We start from the raw sequence: 17,577 nt of genomic DNA on the forward strand, positions 1-17,577 counted from the left end.
CTTTCAGGGTTCCGGATTTCGAATTCCCGGAAGGAAGGGGGGCCGGAAGCGGCGCAGGCGCAGCGCGTTCGTGACCACGAAAACGCTACTGACGCCCATGGCCGCCGCCGCGAAGATGGGCGAGAGCAGGAGCCCGAAGGCCGGGTAGAGCGCCCCGGCGGCCACCGGGATCAGGATCGTGTTGTAGAAAAAGGCCCAGAACAGGTTCTGCCGGATGTTCCTCAGGACGGCCTTCGAGAGGGCGATGGCGTTCGGAAGGCCGCGCAGGTCGTCCGACATCAGCACGACGTCGGCCGCCTCGACGGCGATGTCCGTGCCGGTGCCGAGGGCCACGCCGACGTCCGCCCGGGCCAGCGCCGGCGCGTCGTTGATGCCGTCGCCCACGAAGGCGACCCGGTGCCCCTGGGCCTGCAGCCGCTCCACGGCTTCCGCCTTGCCGTCCGGCAGCACCTCGGCGAGCACCTCGTCGATGCCGAGTTGCCGGGCGATGGCCTCCGCGGTGCGGCGGTTGTCCCCCGTGATCATGGCCACGCGCAGTCCCAGCCGGTGCAGGGCCGAGACGGCCGCCGCGGCCGACGGCTTGGGCGGGTCCGCCACGGCCAGGACGGCCACCGGTTCGCCGTCCACCGCCGCATAGAGCGGCGTCTTGCCCTCGGCCGACAGGCGCGCCGCCGCCTCCGCGAAGGGCGCCACGCTCAGCCCCAGGCGGGCCATGTAGCGGTCGGCGCCGGCCTGAACGAGGTGTCCCTCGACGCGGCCGCTGACGCCGTAGCCGGGCACGGCTTCGAACGCCGTCACCTCGCCCGGCACGATCCCGCGCCGGGCCGCCTCTTCCACGATGGCCTGCCCGACCGGATGCTCGGAACGGGACTCGACGGCGGCGATCCACCCGAGAAGGGTCGCTTCCCCGCAGGGAGGCCGCCCCTCCCCCGCCGCCCGCAGGACGAAGTCGGTCAGTTGCGGGCGTCCGCGGGTGAGGGTACCCGTCTTGTCGAGGGCGACCACGCCGGCTTCCTGCAGGGTCTGCAGGGCTTCTCCCCGGCGGAACAGGATCCCCAGCTCGGCCGCCTTGCCGGTCCCCACCATGATCGAGGTCGGCGTGGCCAGGCCCATGGCGCACGGGCAGGCGATGATGAGGACCGCCACGGCGTTCACCAGGGCAAACGTGAGCGCCGGGCGGGGTCCAACGAGCAACCATACCCCGAAGGTGACGGCGGCAATCCCGAGCACGACCGGCACGAAGACGGCAACGACCCGGTCGGCCAGCGCCTGGATGCGCGGCCGGGCCTGCTGCGCCGCCTCGACCATCCGGACGATCTGGGCCAGCACCGTCTCGGCCCCCACGCGCGTGGCGCGGAAAACGAAACTGCCCGTCCCGTTGACGGTCCCACCGACCACCTCGGCCCCCTCCGACTTCTCGGCCGGGATCGGCTCGCCGGTGATCATCGACTCGTCCACGTACGAGGCGCCCTGCACGACGACCCCGTCGACGGGGATCCGCTCTCCCGGACGCACCCGCACGAGGTCGCCCGGTACCACCTCGTCCACCGGAATCTCCACCTCGGCCTCGCCGCGGAGCACCCGGGCCGTCTTCGGCTGAAGCCCCATGAGCCGCCGGACGGCCTCGCTCGTACGCCCCCTGGCCACGGCCTCCAGGTATTTCCCGACCAGGATGAGCGTGATGATGGCGGCGGATGCCTCATAATAGACGTGCACGGTCCCGGCCGGCAGCACGGACGGCAGAAACGTCGCCACGACGGAGTAGCCGTAGGCGGCGCTCGTGCCCAGCATGACGAGCGTGTTCATGTCGGGGCTGCCGTGGCGCAACGCCGCCCAGCCGGTCCGGTAGAAGGGAAGGCCCGGCCCGAACTGCACGACCGTCGCCAGCGCGAAGAAGACGTAGTGCAACGTCGCCATCGGGACGACACCCGCCAGCCCGTCGCGCAGCGGCGGAAACAGCATCGGCGCCATCTCCAGTACCAGCAGGGGCAGGGTGAAGAGCACGGCGACCGTCAGGCGACGGCGCAGGGTTCGACGCTCCGCTTCGCGGGCTTCCCGCTCGGCGTCGAGACGGTCCTTCCCCGGTTCGATCTCCAGCACGTCATAGCCTGCCCCGCGCACGGCGGCCCGGAGGTCGGACGGAGCCGTCACGCCCGCGACGTAACGGACGGTGGCGCGTTCGGTGGCCAGGTTGACGTCCGCCTCCAGAACACCGTCGACGCCCCGGAGCGCCTTCTCCACACGACGCACGCACGCGGCGCACGTCATGCCCCGGATGCCGAGGGTCAGTTCGGCCGTGCGAACGCCGTAGCCGCTCTCCTCGACCGCCCTCACGAGCGCGTTTCGGTCCACCTTCCCGGCATCGAACCGGACGGTGGCGCGTTCGGTGGCCAGGTTGACGTCCGCCTCCAGAACACCGTCGACGCCCCGGAGCGCCTTCTCCACACGACGCACGCACGCGGCGCACGTCATGCCCTCGATGCTCAGCGTCGCGGCGGCGTGCGGGCCGGGCCGGTCGTTCGTCCCGGTCCCCCGGTGCACCTGCGCGTCTTGCGTTTCAGGCTGCTGCATATCGCTCCCTCCATGAAGACGTGGCGGTTCCAGACAAATGACGCCCGAACCGGGGACCGGTTACACGGTCAGGGGTTCCGTTCGTTTCCTTCGACCCGGTACAAACGCCGTGGAAGAGCATGTGAAAAGGGATTTGCCGGAGAACCCGACAGCCCTTAAATTGTAGATTTCGGGTGCCGGGTGTGCCTGGCACCTTACCTGGTGACGTGGCCGAGAGGTTAGGCAAGGGTCTGCAAAACCCTGTACGGCGGTTCGAATCCGCCCGTCACCTCATCCTGAAAACGGGGATCGCGACGCGCTTTTCGCTGTTTTCCCGTCAACCTGGCAGCCCTTTCTCCTCCGGGAGACGGGGCTTTTCTTTTATCCCGCACCCCCGAAACCAACCCGTTTCGAGGGGTGGGCGCAGCGCGTACTGGCAATCGTGCTGACAGTAACGAGGCTCACCAGACCACACCGAACGGGTCCCTTCCTCCAAAACGAAACGCCCCGCCTCCCTCCGGGGGAAGCGGGGCGTTGATGTGTGCGGCGGAGCCGGGTCTAGGCGGCCACGACGACGCGGGCGTGGCGGAGCACCTCGCCGTCGAGCAGGTAGCCGCGCTGCACCTCGCTGAGGATGGTGCCGGGGGCCACGCCCTCGGGCGCGGGCTGCCGCATCACGGCCTCGTGCAGGTGCTCGTCGAACGGGACGCCCTGCACGTCGATGGGCTCGACGCCCAGCTGTTGCAGCGCCACGGAGAACTTCTGATAGACGAGCTCGAAGCCCTGGAACAACCCGGCACAGGCCTCGGGAAGGTCCTGCGTCCGGGCCGACTCCAGCGCCCGCGCCACGTCGTCGTAGACCTCGAGCACCGGCCCGAGCACCCGTTTCTTCGTGGCCTGCGCCGCGCGGGTCAACTCCCGCTCGGTGCGCCGGCGGAAGTTCTGGAAGTCGGCGGCCGTGCGGAGCAACTGCTCCCGCATGCGTTCGAGGTCCGCCTGCACCTGCTCCAGCGTCGGCTCTTCCTCCTGCACCTCGGCGGCCGGCTGTTCCGTGGCCGCGGCTTCTGCCTCCACGTTCGGGTTGACGTGCTCTTTTTCCATGGTTCTATCGGTTCAAAAGGTTATTCGCGTGGTTCGATCGAAGCGGGGACTCAGGCCTCGACGGCCGCTTCGGCCGTGACGGCTTCGAAGACCAGCCCCGAGCCGTCCGCCGCCCGGTCGATCCGGACGGTGGCGCCGTCGGGGATCGTCCCGGCCAGCACCTCTTTGGCGAGCTTGTTGGCTACCTCGCGCTGCAGGACGCGCTTGAGCGGGCGGGCACCGAAGACCGGGTCGAAGCCCATGTCAGCCAGCCAGTCCTTGGCGGCGTCGGTCAGTTCCAGCGTGAGGCGGTGGCTCTGCGCCGCCAGCGCCCGGATGCGGGCGAACTGGATCTCGACGATCTGCCGGATCTGCTCCCGGCCGAGCGGGCGGAAGACGACGATCTCGTCGATCCGGTTGAGGAACTCGGGCCGCATCCGGCTCTTGAGCAGGTTCATCAGCTCCTCCTTGAGGCGGTCCGCATCCTGCTCCGGCAACGTGCCGCCGGCGGCCTCCATGCGCTGCAGGATCAGCTCCGAACCCAGGTTGCTCGTCATGATGATGATGGTGTTCTTGAAGTCCACCACCCGGCCCTTGTTGTCGGTCAGGCGGCCGTCATCGAGCACCTGCAGCAGCACGTTGAAGACCTCGGGGTGCGCCTTCTCGATCTCGTCGAGCAGGACGACCGAGTAGGGGCGACGGCGCACGGCCTCGGTCAGCTGCCCGCCCTCTTCGTAGCCGACGTAGCCCGGCGGCGCCCCGATGAGGCGGCTGACGGTGTGCCGCTCCTGGTACTCGCTCATGTCGATGCGCACCATGGCGTGCTCGTCGTTGAAGAGGAACTCGGCCAGCGCCTTGGCCAGCTCCGTCTTCCCGACGCCGGTGGAGCCGAGGAAGATGAACGAGCCGATGGGCCGCGTGGCCTCCTGCAGGCCGGCCCGCCCGCGCCGCACGGCGTTGGCGACGGCCTCGACGGCCTCGTCCTGCCCGACGACCCGCTTGCGGAGCTCGTCCTCCAGGTGCAGCAGCTTCTGCCGCTCGCTCTCGAGCATCCGGCTGACGGGGATGCCCGTCCAGCGCGAGACGATCTCGGCGATGTCCTCGGCGTCGACCTCCTCCTTCAGGAGCGCGCCCTGCCGCTGGATCTCGTCGAGCTTGGCCTGGGCCTGTTTGATCCGCTCTTCGAGCTGCGGGATGCGGCCGTAGCGGATCTCGGCCACCTTGTCGTAGGCGCCCTCGCGCTCGAGGTTCTCGGCCTCGACGCGGAGCCGGTCGATCTCGGCCTTGGCCTGGCGGATCTGCTGGATGATCTCCTTCTCCTCCTGCCAGCGGGCCTTCAGCTCGGTGCGGCGGGCCTCCAGGTCGGCCAGTTGCTTCTGGATCTCCTCGAGCTTGGCCTGGTCGTTGTCCCGCTTGACGGCCTCGCGCTCGATCTCGAGCTGGCGGATCTGCCGTTCGAGGTTGTCGAGTTCCTCGGGCATCGAGTCGATCTGGATGCGCAGGCGGGCCGCCGCCTCGTCGATCAGGTCGATGGCCTTGTCGGGCAGGAAGCGGTCGGTGATGTAGCGGTGCGAGAGCTCGGCCGCGGCCACGATGGCGCCGTCGGTGATGCGCACGCCGTGGTGCACCTCGTAGCGCTCCTTGATGCCCCGCAGGATGGAGATGGTATCCTCGACCGTGGGCTCTTCGACGAGCACCATCTGGAAGCGGCGCTCCAGCGCCTTGTCCTTCTCGAAGTACTTGCGGTACTCGTCGAGCGTGGTGGCGCCGATGGCGCGCAGCTCGCCGCGGGCCAGCGCCGGCTTGAGGATGTTGGCGGCGTCCATGGCGCCTTCGGCCGCGCCGGCACCCACGAGCGTGTGGATCTCGTCGATGAACAGGATGATCTGGCCGTCGGAGCCGGTGACTTCCTTGACGACGGCCTTCAGGCGGTCCTCGAACTCACCCCGGTACTTGGCCCCGGCGATGAGGGCGCCCATGTCGAGGGCATGGATGCGCTTGTTCTTGAGTCCTTCGGGCACGTCGCCCTGCACGATGCGGATGGCGATGCCCTCGGCGATGGCCGTCTTCCCGACGCCGGGCTCACCGACGAGCACCGGGTTGTTCTTGGTGCGGCGGCTCAGGATCTGGAGGACGCGGCGGATCTCCTCGTCGCGCCCGATGACCGGGTCGATCTTACCCTTGCGGGCCAGGTCGCACAGGTCGCGCGTGAAGCGTTCGAGGGCCTGGTAGCGGTCCTCGGCGTGCGGGTCGGTCACCCGCTGCGAGCCGCGCACCTCCTGCAGGGCCTGCAGGATCTTCTCCTTCGTGACGCCCTGCGCCTGGAGGGCCTGCCCGACGGCATCCTTCGACTCGGCCAGCGCGATGAGCAGGTGCTCGGTGGAGACGTACTCGTCCTTCAGGAGCCCGGCCTCGGCCAGCGCCCGGTCGAAGACTTTCTTCAGGTCGTTGCCCAGGTACTGCCCGGAGACACTGGCGCCGGTGACGGTGGGCAGCTTCTCCAGCGCCTCGTCCGTCTTGTGGCCGAGGTAGTCCAGGTTGGCGCCCAGCTTTTTCAACAGCGAGACGGCAATGCCCTGGGGATCGTCGAGCAGCGCCTTCATCAGGTGGGGCGGCTCGATGCCCTGGTGGTTGCGCGAAGCGGCGATCTCCATCGCCTTCTGCACGGCCTCCTGGGCTTTGACGGTAAATTTCTGCAGATTCATGGTTCGTTGTCCGATCTGGTGTGTGGGACGGGTTGCGCGGTGCGGGGAAAGCCACACACGCTATGCACGACGCAGGTGTTTTTCGGCCCAGGTCTTCAGTTCGGCCCGGGCCTGTTCACTCAGGTGCTCGGGCACGTGGACTTCGATCTCCACGTAGAGGTCGCCGGTGTTCCGGTCGGTCTGGACGCCCTGGCCGCGCAGGCGGAGCTTCTGCCCGTGCTGCGTGCCGGGGGCGATGCGGAGGCGCACGTTCTGCCCGTAGGCGTTGGTGATGGTGCGCGTGGTGCCGAGCATGGCCTCGACGGCGTCGATGCGCTCGGTCACGTAGAGGTCGTCGCCGTCGCGGCGGAAGCGGGGGTGCGGCAGCACCTCGAAGGTGATGTAGAGGTCGCCGCGGGAGCCGTCGGGGCCGGGCTGGCCGTGCCCCTTGAGGCGGATGCGCGTGCCGGAGCGCACCCCTTTCGGGATGGTGATGCGCACCTTCTCGCCGCCGGGCAGCTCCACCTCGCGCTTGCCGCCGCGCAGGGCCTCGTCGAAGGTGAGGCGCATCACGGTGCGGACGTCGCGGCCGCCGGCCCGGCGCCGGCCGCGGGCCCCGAAGAACCCGTCGCCCAGGTCGGGTTCGTCGAAGTCGCGGGCCCGACCGCCGAAGAAGGTGCTGAAGATGTCGCCGATGCCGCCGAGGCCCTCGTCGTTGAAGATGAAGTCCGGCCCGGCCCCGGAAGTCTCGACGCGGACGTAGGTGCCGTCCGGCGTGCGGTAGAAGCGCGTGCCGGCGCTGCGCCCGGCCCCGGTGAAGCCTTCGAAGCCGGCCCCCGCGAAGGGGTTGCGGCGGAGCGCGTCGTACTCTTTCCGTTTGGCCTCGTCGCTGAGGACGGCATAGGCCTCCTGGATCTCCTTGAAGCGCTCCTCGGCGTCGGGCTTGTCGGGGTTGCGGTCCGGGTGGTATTCCCGCGCCAGCTTCCGGTACGCCTTCTTGATCTCCTGGGGCGAGGCGTCCTCGGAGACCCCCAGGATGGCATAGTAATCTTTCGTGGCCGGGTTCATCACGATGTATGCGTTTTGATCACTGATGTTACGCAGTTAGGACCTGTGCGGTGGCGGAACTACCCCTCCGTCGCTGCGCGACACCTCCCCTTCGCATGGGGAGGGGCTTGATGGTTGCCGCATCGCGCAACCCCAGGCCCTTCCGCCTGGCCGCACCCGGCGGCCCTGCAGGGGGAAGTACCCCGAAGGGGGTCGCTATCTCGCTGCCATGAAGCGAAAGGAGCGAAACGGGGTGGCTTCGCCGCCTACTGCGTAACATCAGCCAGTTAATCATGGTCTCATCAACAAAGAGCCCTGCGCCGACACACGGGCCGGGCAGGGCTCGACCAGCGGCCGTCCGGCGGACGGCACGGTTCGAGGAAGGAGGGCTTACGAGATCTTGATCCGAACCGGCTTGCTCTCCTCCCGCTTCGGCACCGTGATCATCAGCACGCCATCCTTGAACGTGGCCTTGATCTTGTCGGCGTCCACGTTCTGGCCGAGCTGGAACGAGCGGAAGAAGCGGCCCTGCCACCGCTCGATGCGATGGAACTGCTCGCCCTTCTCCTCACGCAGCTGCTTGCGCTCGCCGCTGACCATCAGCGTGCCGTTCTCGAACGTGACCGTCACGTCGTCACGGGACAGCCCCGGCAGATCCATCCGCACCAGGTAGGCATCGTCGGTCTCCGAAATATCGACGACCGGCGTCCACACCTGGGACAGCGCGCCTTCCTTCTCTTCGGTCAGGTTGCCGAAGAAGCGATCGAAGAGACGATCCACTTCACGTTGCAGGCGCGACATCTCGGTAACAGGAGCATAGGGCATGATGTTGGCCATAACCATCACCTCCTTTGCGTGTGTTTAAGGTTCCTGTTACAGTGATGCTGGACTGACTGCGGTTTGCCCGGCCCGAGGGCCGGGGGCCTCACCCTCGTGAAGCCGCCCGGTGGTATTTCAAAGGGCGTGCCAGCCCGTGGGTTCTGTCAATCCGTGAGGCTGTTTCTAGCATCCCGTCAGGGGAAAGGCGCCGCGCGCCTGTTCTCCTGTCAGGGGCTCGCCCGTGGTGTCAGGGGGCAGGGCGGGGCCGGGGGAGAGGCTGTCAGGATGACAACGCAGCAGCGAGTGGGGCCTCCGGGGGCAACACAAAAGGGAGCACACGCGGGGCCAGCCCGAAGCGGTACGACCGGCTGCGCAGCGGCTCGCCGTCGAGGTTCACCAGGAGGTCGTCCGGGCTGTGTACCGCCAGCGCCGGGACGCGGGCATAGACCGCTCCGGTATCCGCCGGAGGGAGCCCCCGCAGCAACTCGGCCAGGGTAGCCAGCAACTGGCCCGCCGGCATCTCGGGCAGCACGAACACATCGAGCAGGCCGTCGTCGAGGCAGGCCCGGGGGCAGACCTGAAAGCCGCCGCCGGCCTGCCGGCCGTTGCCCACGGCAAAGACGAAGGCCGTGCCTTCCCAGGTAAAGTCGTCGCCGGTCAGGTGCAGGCGCCGGGCCTGCAGGGTGGTCATGTGGCGGAGCCCCGAGATGAGGTAGGCGGCGCGGCCCAGCAACTGCTTCTGGGCCGCCGGCGTCTCGGCGGTCACCTGAGCGCCGAAGCCTCCGCTGGCTACGTTGATGAAGGTGCGGCGCCCGGGGGCGTCTTCCGGGGCCTCGTCCACAGATACGTGCCCCACGTCGATGGGGCGAGCCGTCCCCTCGGCCGCCAGGCGCAGGGCCGCCTCGGGGTTGGCGGCGTCGAGGCCGCAGGCGGTGGCGAAGTCGTTGGCCGTGCCCTGGGGCACCACCCCCACGGCGCACCCCGCCGGGCCCGCCCGCATCACCCCCTGCACCACCTCGCTGAGCGTGCCGTCGCCACCGGCGGCCACCACCCGGGGGACGCCGGCGCGCACCGCCTCTTCGGCGAAGAACGCGGCATCCCCGCCTTCCCACGTAACGCGTACCTCCACGCGGTGCCCCGCTCCCCGTACGGCCTCGACAGCCGCCCGCAAGGCGGGGCGCGCGGCGACCTTTCCGTTAACGATCAGGCGAAGCATACGAGGGGCCATGGCGACGGGACGGCGACAGGGAAGAGCAAGGTATCGGATCGAAAGAAGACATACCAGCCCTGGATCGTTCGAGAGAACGTCGTTTTTTTTTGAATATCAATTGAATATCAATGCTTTTGGATTCGACCCCTTTTATCTTCTTTTTCGCCCTCTTCCGCACCCAGCCCGTACGTGAGACCATGATTCTGATTTTCACCCGCTCGTGGACCAGCCTGCTGCTTCGCGGGCTGCTGGCGATTCTGTTCGGTGTGCTGGCGCTGCTGTGGCCGCAGCTGACGTTGCACGTGCTCGTGATCCTGTTCGGCGCCTTCGCCCTCATCGATGGGGTGCTCGGCGTGACGGCTGCCGTGCGCGGGCGCCGGGTGCACCCCCTCTGGTGGCTGCTCCTGCTCGACGGGGTGCTGAGCCTGCTCTTCGGGGTGGCGGCGCTGGTATGGCCGCAGATCACGGCCATCGTGCTGGTCTACCTGATCGCGTTCTGGGCCCTGTTCACGGGGTTCGTCGAGCTGCTGGCGGCCTGGCGGCTGCGCAAGGTGGTGAAAGGGGAGTGGCTGCTGGCCCTCAGCGGGGTGCTCTCGGTGCTGTTCGGCTTCGGGCTGGCGCTCTTCCCCGGCGCCGGGGCCCTGGCCCTGGTGACCGTCATCGCCGTCTTCGCCATCCTCTACGGCGCGGTGCTGGTGGCGCTGGCCCTGAAGGTGCGCCGGCTGCGGCGCTGGGCCGAAGAGCAGTTTGCCGCCACCCTGCCAGGATGACGAGCCGGGCGAAAAAGTGACGCACTGGCATGGTTTTTAAAGGGCCGGCGGGTGATGACCCATCAGGCATCATTCCTTCGAATCCCATAGAACGAGGTGAACATTATGGCCACGACGAAACAGTTACCCCGCGAACAGTGGAAGGAGTACTTCGATACCTTTACCAAGAACTTCCTGAGGGACCCCAACCCGGAAGCCGCCGTCATCGAACTGGTGTCTCCGGAGCTGGGCGACCAGGTGGAGGCAGACCACGTCCGGGTGATCGGGGTCACCTACGATCATAAGGACAACGTGCTCGAGGTGGCCCTGGAGGACCTCGATCATCTGATCTACAACCCCAAGGAGATCTGGGTGCTCGAAGAGGATAATGGCTTCGTGAGCTCGATCGAGGTCGTCCGGGACGACGACACCCGCGAGATCATCCGGCTGCAGAGTGTAGGGATCGTGCCGGCGAAGCAATAGCGCCGGCCGGCATCATGCGTTAAGGCGTGACCATGGACACCGGAGGCTGCCTGGCCCCCGGTGTCCGTGCTTTTAGTTTCACAGCAAGTCTGACAGGAGGAAATAGAACCATGGCAAAAATTATCGGCGTTTCGAAGTTTGAACGGCTCTTTCGGGAGGCGGCCAGCCTGGACGTGGACAAGAACGACCTGGCGCGGCTGAACGACTTCGTACGGCAGAAGGTGTATGACCTGTTGCTGGCGGCCCAGGCCACGGCCAAGGCCAACCAGCGGGATATCATCCAGCTGCACGATCTGCCGCTGACGCTCGGCTTCAAGGAGAGCATGCGGGCCTTCGACGGGCTGGACACCGAACTGGAGCTCCAGCCGATCCTGGATCAGCTGGCGGCCCTGCCCCCGCTCGACCTGGAGTACAGCTATGAGGTGGAGGCGGAGTTGCCGCGCCTGGTCGGCGGGCTGACGGTGGCGCTGGCGCGCGCCTTCAAAATCCTCGATCCCACGGTCAAGAACCCGCAGACCGAGCACTGGGAGCGGGCCATGGCTATCTTTGACCTGCTCTTTTAGCCTGCCCAAGACCGCCTCTTCGGCACGCTCCACCCAGCCCCGCCACGTCCATGAACGACCTATTCTTTCTTTTTCTGATCCTCTCTAGTGCTGTGTCAAGTTATAATTGACGGGTATAGCCGCTTCAACTTCACCCGCGCATCCGCCGTCGTGAACTGCCAGTCTACACCCCGCTGCTTTGCGTTGCGCGCCTCGTACCAGGCGGCGATCTCGCCCTCTAACTGCGATGCATTGCCGATGCGGCGACAGAGACCCTGACGAACCAGCACCGAAAGCTCGATCTCGGCCATGTTCAACCACGAACCATGCACCGGCGTCGAGACTATCTCCAACTTGCGCACGATGCGCCGGGCGCGCTCGGCGTCGAAGACCTCGTAGAGCGCCGAGGCGGTGTGCGCGGAGAGGTTGTCCTGAACCAGCGTGATCGTCTCGGCGTCTGGATAGAGGTCTTCGACGAGGTGGGCCACCACACGAGCCCAGGTCAAACGGTCCTGACGCTCCTTGACGAGCACCTTCCGGAAGCCGCCCAGGGGCTCGCAGAGCATATAGAGCGTGCGGGTCCCTTCGCGTTTGTACTCGTAATCCACGTGCCGCACCCCGTCGGCACGCGTGAAGGGCTGTCGCACCTCGCTGATGAGTTGCTTGCGCGCTTCGTCGAGGCACACAACCGGTCGGAGCGGGTCGTAGGGCCGGGCGTAGACATCGAGCACTTGCTCCATCTGGCAGACGAAGGCGGCATCGGCCTGAGGAATTACCCACGACTTAACGCGCCAGGGCTTGAGTTCGTTTTTTTAAGCAACTGCCGCACGCTCTCATGCGAGATCGATTCGACGTAACCGAGTTCGATCATACGGTCAGCCAGAAGGCGGAGCGACCACCGGGCAAAGCCTTCCGGCGGCTCTGAACAGCGCAGGGCCACCAGATGAGCCTCGACCTGCCCGTCGAAGATCTTCTCTTTAACCGGTTCGCGTTTTTTGCCGTAGAGAGCCACCTCGAAGCCTTCTTCGACGAAGCGCCGACGTAAGCGCTCGACGGTTCGGACACTGACGTTGTAGCTTTCGGCGATGCGTTCATCGGTCCAGGCCGGTGCGCCCTGGCTCTGGTCTGCTTTGAGCAGCATGAAGGCTCGTTTGACCGGCGGGACACCTTTTGAACGCCGCTCAATGAGGTCATCGAGGTGCTGGCGTTCACTGTCATTGAGCGTGACGCAGTATTTTTTGGCCATGGCAGGAAGTGGCTTCAGGAGTGAGCGACTGTTGAAGCTACTATCCTACCCGGCAGATGATCCTTGACGCAGCACTAGCCTGTCGCCGATCTTCCGACAGCAGATCCTGGAGGCCCGCCGGGCGGGGATCATGCGCCTGATCGAGAAGCAGCGCGGCTCGCGGGTGATCTCGATGATCCACCGGCAGGAGACCCTCTCCTTCCTGGGGATCGGGTTCAACCGGTACATCTCCATCGAAGACGCCGAGGAGGTGCTGCGGGCCATCCGCCTGACCGACCCGAGCCGGCCCATCGACCTGATCGTGCACACGCCGGGCGGGCTGGTGCTGGCCGCCGGGCAGATTGCCTGGGCGCTGGCCGACCACCCGGCCAAGGTGACGGTCTTCGTGCCGCACTATGCCATGAGCGGCGGCACGCTGCTGGCCCTGGCCGCCGACGAGGTGGTGATGGACCGCAACGCCGTCCTCGGGCCGGTGGACCCGCAGCTGGGGCACCAGGCCGCCGCCTCCATCGTGGCGGCCGTACGCCGTAAGGACCCCAACCACGTCTCGGACGAGACGCTCATCCTGGCCGACATGGCCGAGAAGGCCCTGGGACAGGTGGAGCACAGCGTCCGGCAGCTGCTGGCGCGGAAGATGGACCCGGACCGCGCCGCCGAGACGGCCCACCTGCTGGCCTCCGGTGTGTGGACGCACGACCACCCCCTGCGCGTCGACGATGCCCGCGCCCTGGGCCTGAACGTCTCGACGGACATGCCGCCGGAGATCTATTCGCTCATGGCGCTCTACCCGCAGCCCACCCGCCAGCGGCCCTCCGTGGAATACGTGCCCATCCCGGACCGTACGACGCGCCCGGCCCAGCAACCCGGAGGAGGTGCGCGATGATTCCGATTGGCGACGACGTACCTGAAAGGCGCTATCCGTTCGTGACGTACACCCTCATCGGGCTGAACGTCCTGTTTTTCTTCGTGGAGCTGGCGCAGGGGCCCCGGCTGCAGGAGTTCATCTACCGGTGGGGCACCGTGCCGGCGCTGGTGACCCGGTGGCCGGATCAGCCGGAGGTGCTGTGGACGCTCTTCACGTCGATGTTCCTGCACGGCGGCATCGCCCACCTGGTGGGGAACATGCTCTACCTGAACGTCTACGGCAAGTCGCTCGAGGGCAACATGGGGCCGGTCCGGTTCCTGCTGTTCTACCTGCTGTGCGGGCTGGCCGGCGGGGTGGCCCACGTAATGATGAACCCGGCCAGCACGGTGCCGGCCGTCGGGGCCAGCGGCGCCATCTCGGGGGTGCTGGGAGCCTACCTTCTGTTCTTCCCCCGTGCCACGGTCTACCTGGTGGTTCCGCTGTTCCTGTTCTTCCCGGTGGTGGCGCTTCCCGCCTCGTTCGTGCTCACGTGGTGGTTCGCCCTCCAGATCATCGGGGGGATGACCTCGTCGGCCTTCATGCAGGTCGGCGGTGGTGTGGCCTACTGGGCCCACATCGGCGGCTTCGTGGCCGGCATGGCGCTGATCTACCTCTTCCGGCGGCGCGAGGACCAGCCGTTCCGCTACTACGGTCGCCCGGACCGGCATTACTTCGAGCGCTACCGGCGGCACGCCGGGCCGATGCCGTTCTGAGGCTCGGTCACGCCACGGCGGCCGTCGCTTCGGCGGGGGTCGCCTGGCCGTCGGCCCCGGTGGCCGCGGCGACCAGCGCGGGCGGCAGCTCGCCCAGCGTGGTGTGCACGGCGTCGCGGGCGACGTAGTAGCCCTGCAGGGCCTGCTCGCGGTCGGCCACGGAGAGGGTTTCCTTGCTCGCCAGCGCCAGGAAGTGGGCCTCGAGGCCCGGGGCCAGGTCCACCCACAGGCGCAGGATACTGGCCAGCTCGTCGGCCTGCTCGCCCAGCCGGACCAGCGGCGCGGACGCCTCGTGAGGCACGTCGTGATAGGTCAGCAGGGCCCGCCAGGCCGAACGCATCGCCGCCAGGCTCTGGCCCAGCAGGCGGTGGTAATCCGGCGAAGGCTTTCCTTTCTCGGCACGGGCCGCCTCCAGGTGCTTCAGGGCCTCACGGATCAGGTGGGCCACTTCGTCCATACGTGCGCGCGTATTCATCTCGGCAACGGACTTGATTAAACTTTCACGGGTCGATGCGACGTTCTGACAGGCTCAACGGCCATGCCTCGGGGAGTCAAACGGTGTGCCGGAAGGCCCCGCACCATCTGCCCCAAACTAAGGAAGCCGTTTCGTATGTTCATCCCCGTGCCTGGAAACCTGCGGATGGCCTCCCGCCCTCCTTTTGCCGCCGATGAACGAGCCGCTGCTCCAGCCCGCTGCCGAACAGGCCGTACCGCCGCGCCCCCGGATCGAGATCGGGCTGATGGTGGCCGGCCGGTTCGACGCCGTCGACCGCGCCGCCATCCAGCTGATGCGGAAGGACCTGCTGGCCACGCTTCAGACGCTGTTCCCCGCGTTTACCTGGCGGCTCCCGGTGGTGCGGCGGCGGGAGCTGTACCTGGAGGCCCCGGCCGAACCGGTGGACCTGATCGAACGGGTGCTGACCGAGCGCGACGCCTACCGGTGGGACCTGGGGATGGTGGTCACCAGCCTGGATCTGCGCAGCCACTTCAAGCCGTACATGGTGGGCGCGCCGGCCTCCTCGCTCGACGTCGCCGTGCTCTCCACGGCCCGCCTCGACCCGCTCGATGCGCTCGAAGGGGACGACGAGGAGTCGGTCCGCACGGCGCTGCTGGCCCGGCGGCTGAAGGCGCTGGCCCTCCACCTCTTCGGCCACCTGAACGAGCTGCCGCACCAGGAGGACCCGGAGGACGTGATGTACGACTTCAACACCGTGGAGGACCTCGACCGGATGCACCGGTTGGCCGACCGGGAGCGGCTGGAGGAGACGCTCCGCGAGGTGGCCGACCAGCGGCTGGAGGAGACCGAAGCCTACCGGCGCGGCGGGCAACGGCTGGGCTTTGCCCTGCGGGTGCTCTGGCGCGAGCGGCGCAACCTGACCCACGCCGTGCGCGAGGTGGAGCCCTGGCGCTTCCCGCTCCGCTTCAGCCGCATGACCACCGCGGCCGTCTCCACGTTGCTGGTCTTTCTGCTGACGGCCGAGGCGTGGGAGTTCGGGATGGGGCAGCCGCCGGGCCGGATGGCCGGGCTCGCCCTGGCGGCGCTGGTGGGGGCCAGCACCTACGTGCTCCATCGCCAGCACCTGCTCACGCGCCGCCGCCGGGCCCGCCTGAGCGAGCAGCGGGTGGTGGCCACCCTGTCGGCCGTCGTGGCGGTGGCGCTGGGCCTGGTCACCACCTACGGCCTGCTCTTCGGCATGGGCCTGGCCGCCGGCCTCGCCCTCTTTGCGCCCGAGGTGGTGCAGGCGTGGACGGCTTCGCTGGGGAGTCCCCCGGCCCTGCGGCACTACCTCGTCCTGGCCGCCTTCCTCGCCACGCTGGGTCTGCTCACGGGCGCCCTCGGCGCCTCCTTCGAGGAGGAGCACTATTTCCGGCACGTCCTCCTGCTCGACGAGGAGACGTGAGGTGCCGCCTCAGGCGGGACCTCAGTCCTCCGCCTGGCGCCCGGCGCGGACCTGCTCGCGGGCCTCGCGCAGGATCGTCACCGTCTCGGCGACGGAGAGTTGCAGGGCGTAGGCCACCTCGGGGATGGTGAGCTTGTGCACGTCGCGCAGCAGCAGCGCCTGACGCGGCACCGTGGCCAGCCGGTCGATGGCCTCCTCGTCGGCCAGCTGCTCGTCGGGCAGGGGCACATCGTCCGGGAAGACGTCCTCCCACTTGGTGATGTCGTCGGGCTGGTACCATTCCCAGAACGACTCCTCGTCGTCGTAGAGCGGCTCAGGCGGCAGCGGCGCCTCCAGCGAGACGGCCCACAGGGCCCGGTTCGTCTTCTCCCGCTCGATCAGCTTCTGCAGCACCCGATGCTGGGTGCCCAGCAGCCAGGCCCGCAGGCGCACCGCCTCGGGCTTCTCCCGGCGGCTGTACCAGGCCCGCACCAGCGTCTCGCCGACGAGCTCTTCCGGCGTCAGGTCGGCCGGCAGCAGGTCCTTCATGAAGCGATGGTAGCCGATGTCCCTGCGGGCGGCGCGAAGGAGTTCGTTCAGGTGGGGCTCCACCAGGCGGTTGAAGGCCGCCCGGTCGCCGTCGAGGGCGGCCTGCCAGAGGGTCTCCTGTGAAGGCGAGGTCGTGGTCATAACAGTCAGCGGGTTTGACGTCGTGTGATGCGGGCCTGGTGCCGCGTGCCGGCCCCTGGCTCCACGCTAGATACGCATTTTTTTTCATTATCTGCCACGGGACCGGTTCCCTGGCGCAGGCCCGGGACGGGGCCCGGCCGTGTTCTTCGCGATAAATTACCGGCGCGTTGTATATTGGCCCGTCCGCCGCCCTTCTCCTCAACCCCGCACCGTTTTGGACTGGCTCACCGACCCGGAAATCTGGATCGCGCTGGCGACGCTCACCTCGCTGGAGATCGTCCTCGGCATCGATAACATCGTCTTCATCTCCATCCTGGCGGGCAAGCTGCCGGCGCACCAGCAGGCCCGGGCGCGCACGCTGGGGCTGGCGCTGGCCCTCATCGGGCGGCTGGTGCTGTTGTTCTCGCTGGCCTGGATCATGCGGCTGACCACCCCCCTGTTCGAGGTCTTCAGCTACGAGATCTCGGGGCGCGACCTGATCCTCATCGGGGGCGGGCTGTTCCTGCTGGCCAAGAGCACCCACGAGATCCACAACAAACTCGAAGGGGAGGAGAACGGTCAGGAAGCCGGGCAGGGCGTCACCTTCGCCGGCGTGCTGACCCAGATCCTGCTGCTCGACCTCGTCTTCTCGCTCGACTCGGTCATCACGGCCGTCGGCATGGTCGAGCAGGTCCCCGTGATGGTGGCGGCCATCGTGATCGCCATCATTATCATGATGCTCAGCGCCCGGGCCGTCTCGGCGTTCATCCACCGGCACCCGACGGTGAAGATGCTGGCGCTGTCGTTCCTGCTGCTCGTGGGCGTGGCCCTCATCGCCGAGGGGCTGGACCTGCACATTCCGCGCGGCTACATCTACTTCGCGATGGCCTTCTCGGTGTTCGTCGAGATGCTCAACCTGAAGGTGCGCCAGCGCAAGGCCCGGGCCGCCGCCCGGCCGGTGGAGCTACGCAAGATGCCGGTGCTCGAAGAGAAGCCGTGAC

General features: G+C 67.7%; 16 protein-coding genes and 1 tRNA gene. 8 read left to right on the forward strand and 9 right to left on the reverse strand.

All coding sequences use genetic code 11. From position 1 onward, the window contains the following. Nucleotides 1-3: 3 nt before the first annotated feature. Nucleotides 4-2,472 (reverse strand): heavy metal translocating P-type ATPase, encoded by a 2,469-nt coding sequence (locus tag GQ464_RS09805; protein WP_423816185.1) that lies wholly within the window; start codon nt 2,470-2,472, stop codon nt 4-6. A 299-nt stretch (nt 2,473-2,771) separates the two neighbouring features. Here GQ464_RS09805 and GQ464_RS09810 point away from each other — a divergent pair. Further along, a tRNA-Cys gene (locus tag GQ464_RS09810) sits at nt 2,772-2,842 on the forward strand. A gap of 266 nt (nt 2,843-3,108) precedes the next feature. Here GQ464_RS09810 and GQ464_RS09815 read toward each other — a convergent pair. The 5 genes from GQ464_RS09815 to yegS form a co-directional block, all read right to left on the reverse strand. Continuing rightward, the gene (locus tag GQ464_RS09815; RefSeq protein WP_166979073.1) at nt 3,109-3,651 is read right to left on the reverse strand and encodes a nucleotide exchange factor GrpE; all 543 of its coding nucleotides are present in this window, start codon (nt 3,649-3,651) and stop codon (nt 3,109-3,111) included. A gap of 50 nt (nt 3,652-3,701) precedes the next feature. Further along, the gene (clpB, locus tag GQ464_RS09820) at nt 3,702-6,335 is read right to left on the reverse strand and encodes an ATP-dependent chaperone ClpB (RefSeq protein WP_166979076.1); all 2,634 of its coding nucleotides are present in this window, start codon (nt 6,333-6,335) and stop codon (nt 3,702-3,704) included. 60 nt (nt 6,336-6,395) lie between these two features. Then, nucleotides 6,396-7,382, reverse strand: a complete 987-nt coding sequence (locus GQ464_RS18900; protein WP_166979079.1) for a DnaJ C-terminal domain-containing protein — start codon at nt 7,380-7,382, stop codon at nt 6,396-6,398. A 369-nt stretch (nt 7,383-7,751) separates the two neighbouring features. Continuing rightward, nucleotides 7,752-8,198, reverse strand: coding sequence for an Hsp20/alpha crystallin family protein (locus GQ464_RS09835; protein ID WP_166979082.1), 447 nt, complete (start codon nt 8,196-8,198; stop codon nt 7,752-7,754). A gap of 262 nt (nt 8,199-8,460) precedes the next feature. Beyond that, complete coding sequence (yegS, locus tag GQ464_RS09840) at nt 8,461-9,408, reverse strand: lipid kinase YegS (protein ID WP_228350171.1); 948 nt, start codon at nt 9,406-9,408, stop codon at nt 8,461-8,463. A 179-nt stretch (nt 9,409-9,587) separates the two neighbouring features. On the opposite strand from yegS, the gene GQ464_RS09845 reads away from it, so the two are divergent. From GQ464_RS09845 to GQ464_RS09855, 3 genes are all read left to right on the forward strand, one after another. Then, nucleotides 9,588-10,160 carry an HdeD family acid-resistance protein gene (locus tag GQ464_RS09845; protein ID WP_166979088.1) on the forward strand — a complete coding sequence of 191 codons (573 nt, stop codon included), beginning with the start codon at nt 9,588-9,590 and terminating at the stop codon, nt 10,158-10,160. A 105-nt stretch (nt 10,161-10,265) separates the two neighbouring features. Next, nucleotides 10,266-10,622, forward strand: coding sequence for a DUF5335 family protein (locus GQ464_RS09850; protein WP_166979091.1), 357 nt, complete (start codon nt 10,266-10,268; stop codon nt 10,620-10,622). A gap of 110 nt (nt 10,623-10,732) precedes the next feature. Continuing rightward, nucleotides 10,733-11,185, forward strand: a complete 453-nt coding sequence (locus GQ464_RS09855) for a DUF1931 family protein (RefSeq protein ID WP_166979094.1) — start codon at nt 10,733-10,735, stop codon at nt 11,183-11,185. Nucleotides 11,186-11,280: 95 nt separating this feature from the next. Here the strand turns inward: GQ464_RS09855 and GQ464_RS09860 are convergent. Beyond that, a protein-coding gene (locus GQ464_RS09860) for an IS630 family transposase (protein ID WP_228350172.1) occupies nt 11,281-12,410 on the reverse strand; the annotation gives its coding sequence in 2 pieces (ribosomal slippage) (nt 11,281-11,978 and nt 11,978-12,410; 1,131 coding nt in all). A 79-nt stretch (nt 12,411-12,489) separates the two neighbouring features. On the opposite strand from GQ464_RS09860, the gene GQ464_RS09865 reads away from it, so the two are divergent. Continuing rightward, complete coding sequence (locus tag GQ464_RS09865; RefSeq protein ID WP_166979397.1) at nt 12,490-13,293, forward strand: SDH family Clp fold serine proteinase; 804 nt, start codon at nt 12,490-12,492, stop codon at nt 13,291-13,293. Continuing rightward, nucleotides 13,290-14,027: a rhomboid family intramembrane serine protease gene (locus GQ464_RS09870; RefSeq protein ID WP_166979394.1), complete on the forward strand. Its 738-nt coding sequence runs from the start codon at nt 13,290-13,292 to the stop codon at nt 14,025-14,027. The genes GQ464_RS09865 and GQ464_RS09870 overlap by 4 nt, the downstream gene beginning before the upstream one ends. A gap of 7 nt (nt 14,028-14,034) precedes the next feature. Here GQ464_RS09870 and GQ464_RS09875 read toward each other — a convergent pair whose 3' ends face one another. Further along, nucleotides 14,035-14,502: a hypothetical protein gene (locus GQ464_RS09875; protein WP_228350173.1), complete on the reverse strand. Its 468-nt coding sequence runs from the start codon at nt 14,500-14,502 to the stop codon at nt 14,035-14,037. A gap of 193 nt (nt 14,503-14,695) precedes the next feature. Here GQ464_RS09875 and GQ464_RS09880 point away from each other — a divergent pair, with 193 nt between their 5' ends. Beyond that, nucleotides 14,696-15,928, forward strand: a complete 1,233-nt coding sequence (locus GQ464_RS09880; protein ID WP_166979388.1) for a DUF2391 domain-containing protein — start codon at nt 14,696-14,698, stop codon at nt 15,926-15,928. Between the two features lie 21 nt (nt 15,929-15,949). On the opposite strand, the gene GQ464_RS09885 is transcribed toward GQ464_RS09880, so the two are convergent. Beyond that, the gene (locus GQ464_RS09885) at nt 15,950-16,597 is read right to left on the reverse strand and encodes an RNA polymerase sigma factor (protein ID WP_166979385.1); all 648 of its coding nucleotides are present in this window, start codon (nt 16,595-16,597) and stop codon (nt 15,950-15,952) included. Between the two features lie 214 nt (nt 16,598-16,811). On the opposite strand from GQ464_RS09885, the gene GQ464_RS09890 reads away from it, so the two are divergent. After that, nucleotides 16,812-17,576 (forward strand): TerC family protein, encoded by a 765-nt coding sequence (locus tag GQ464_RS09890; protein WP_166979381.1) that lies wholly within the window; start codon nt 16,812-16,814, stop codon nt 17,574-17,576. The last annotated feature ends 1 nt before the right edge of the window (nt 17,577 follow it).

The sequence above is a fragment of the Rhodocaloribacter litoris genome (genome assembly GCF_011682235.2).
GTDB lineage: Bacteria > Bacteroidota > Rhodothermia > Rhodothermales > ISCAR-4553 > Rhodocaloribacter > Rhodocaloribacter litoris.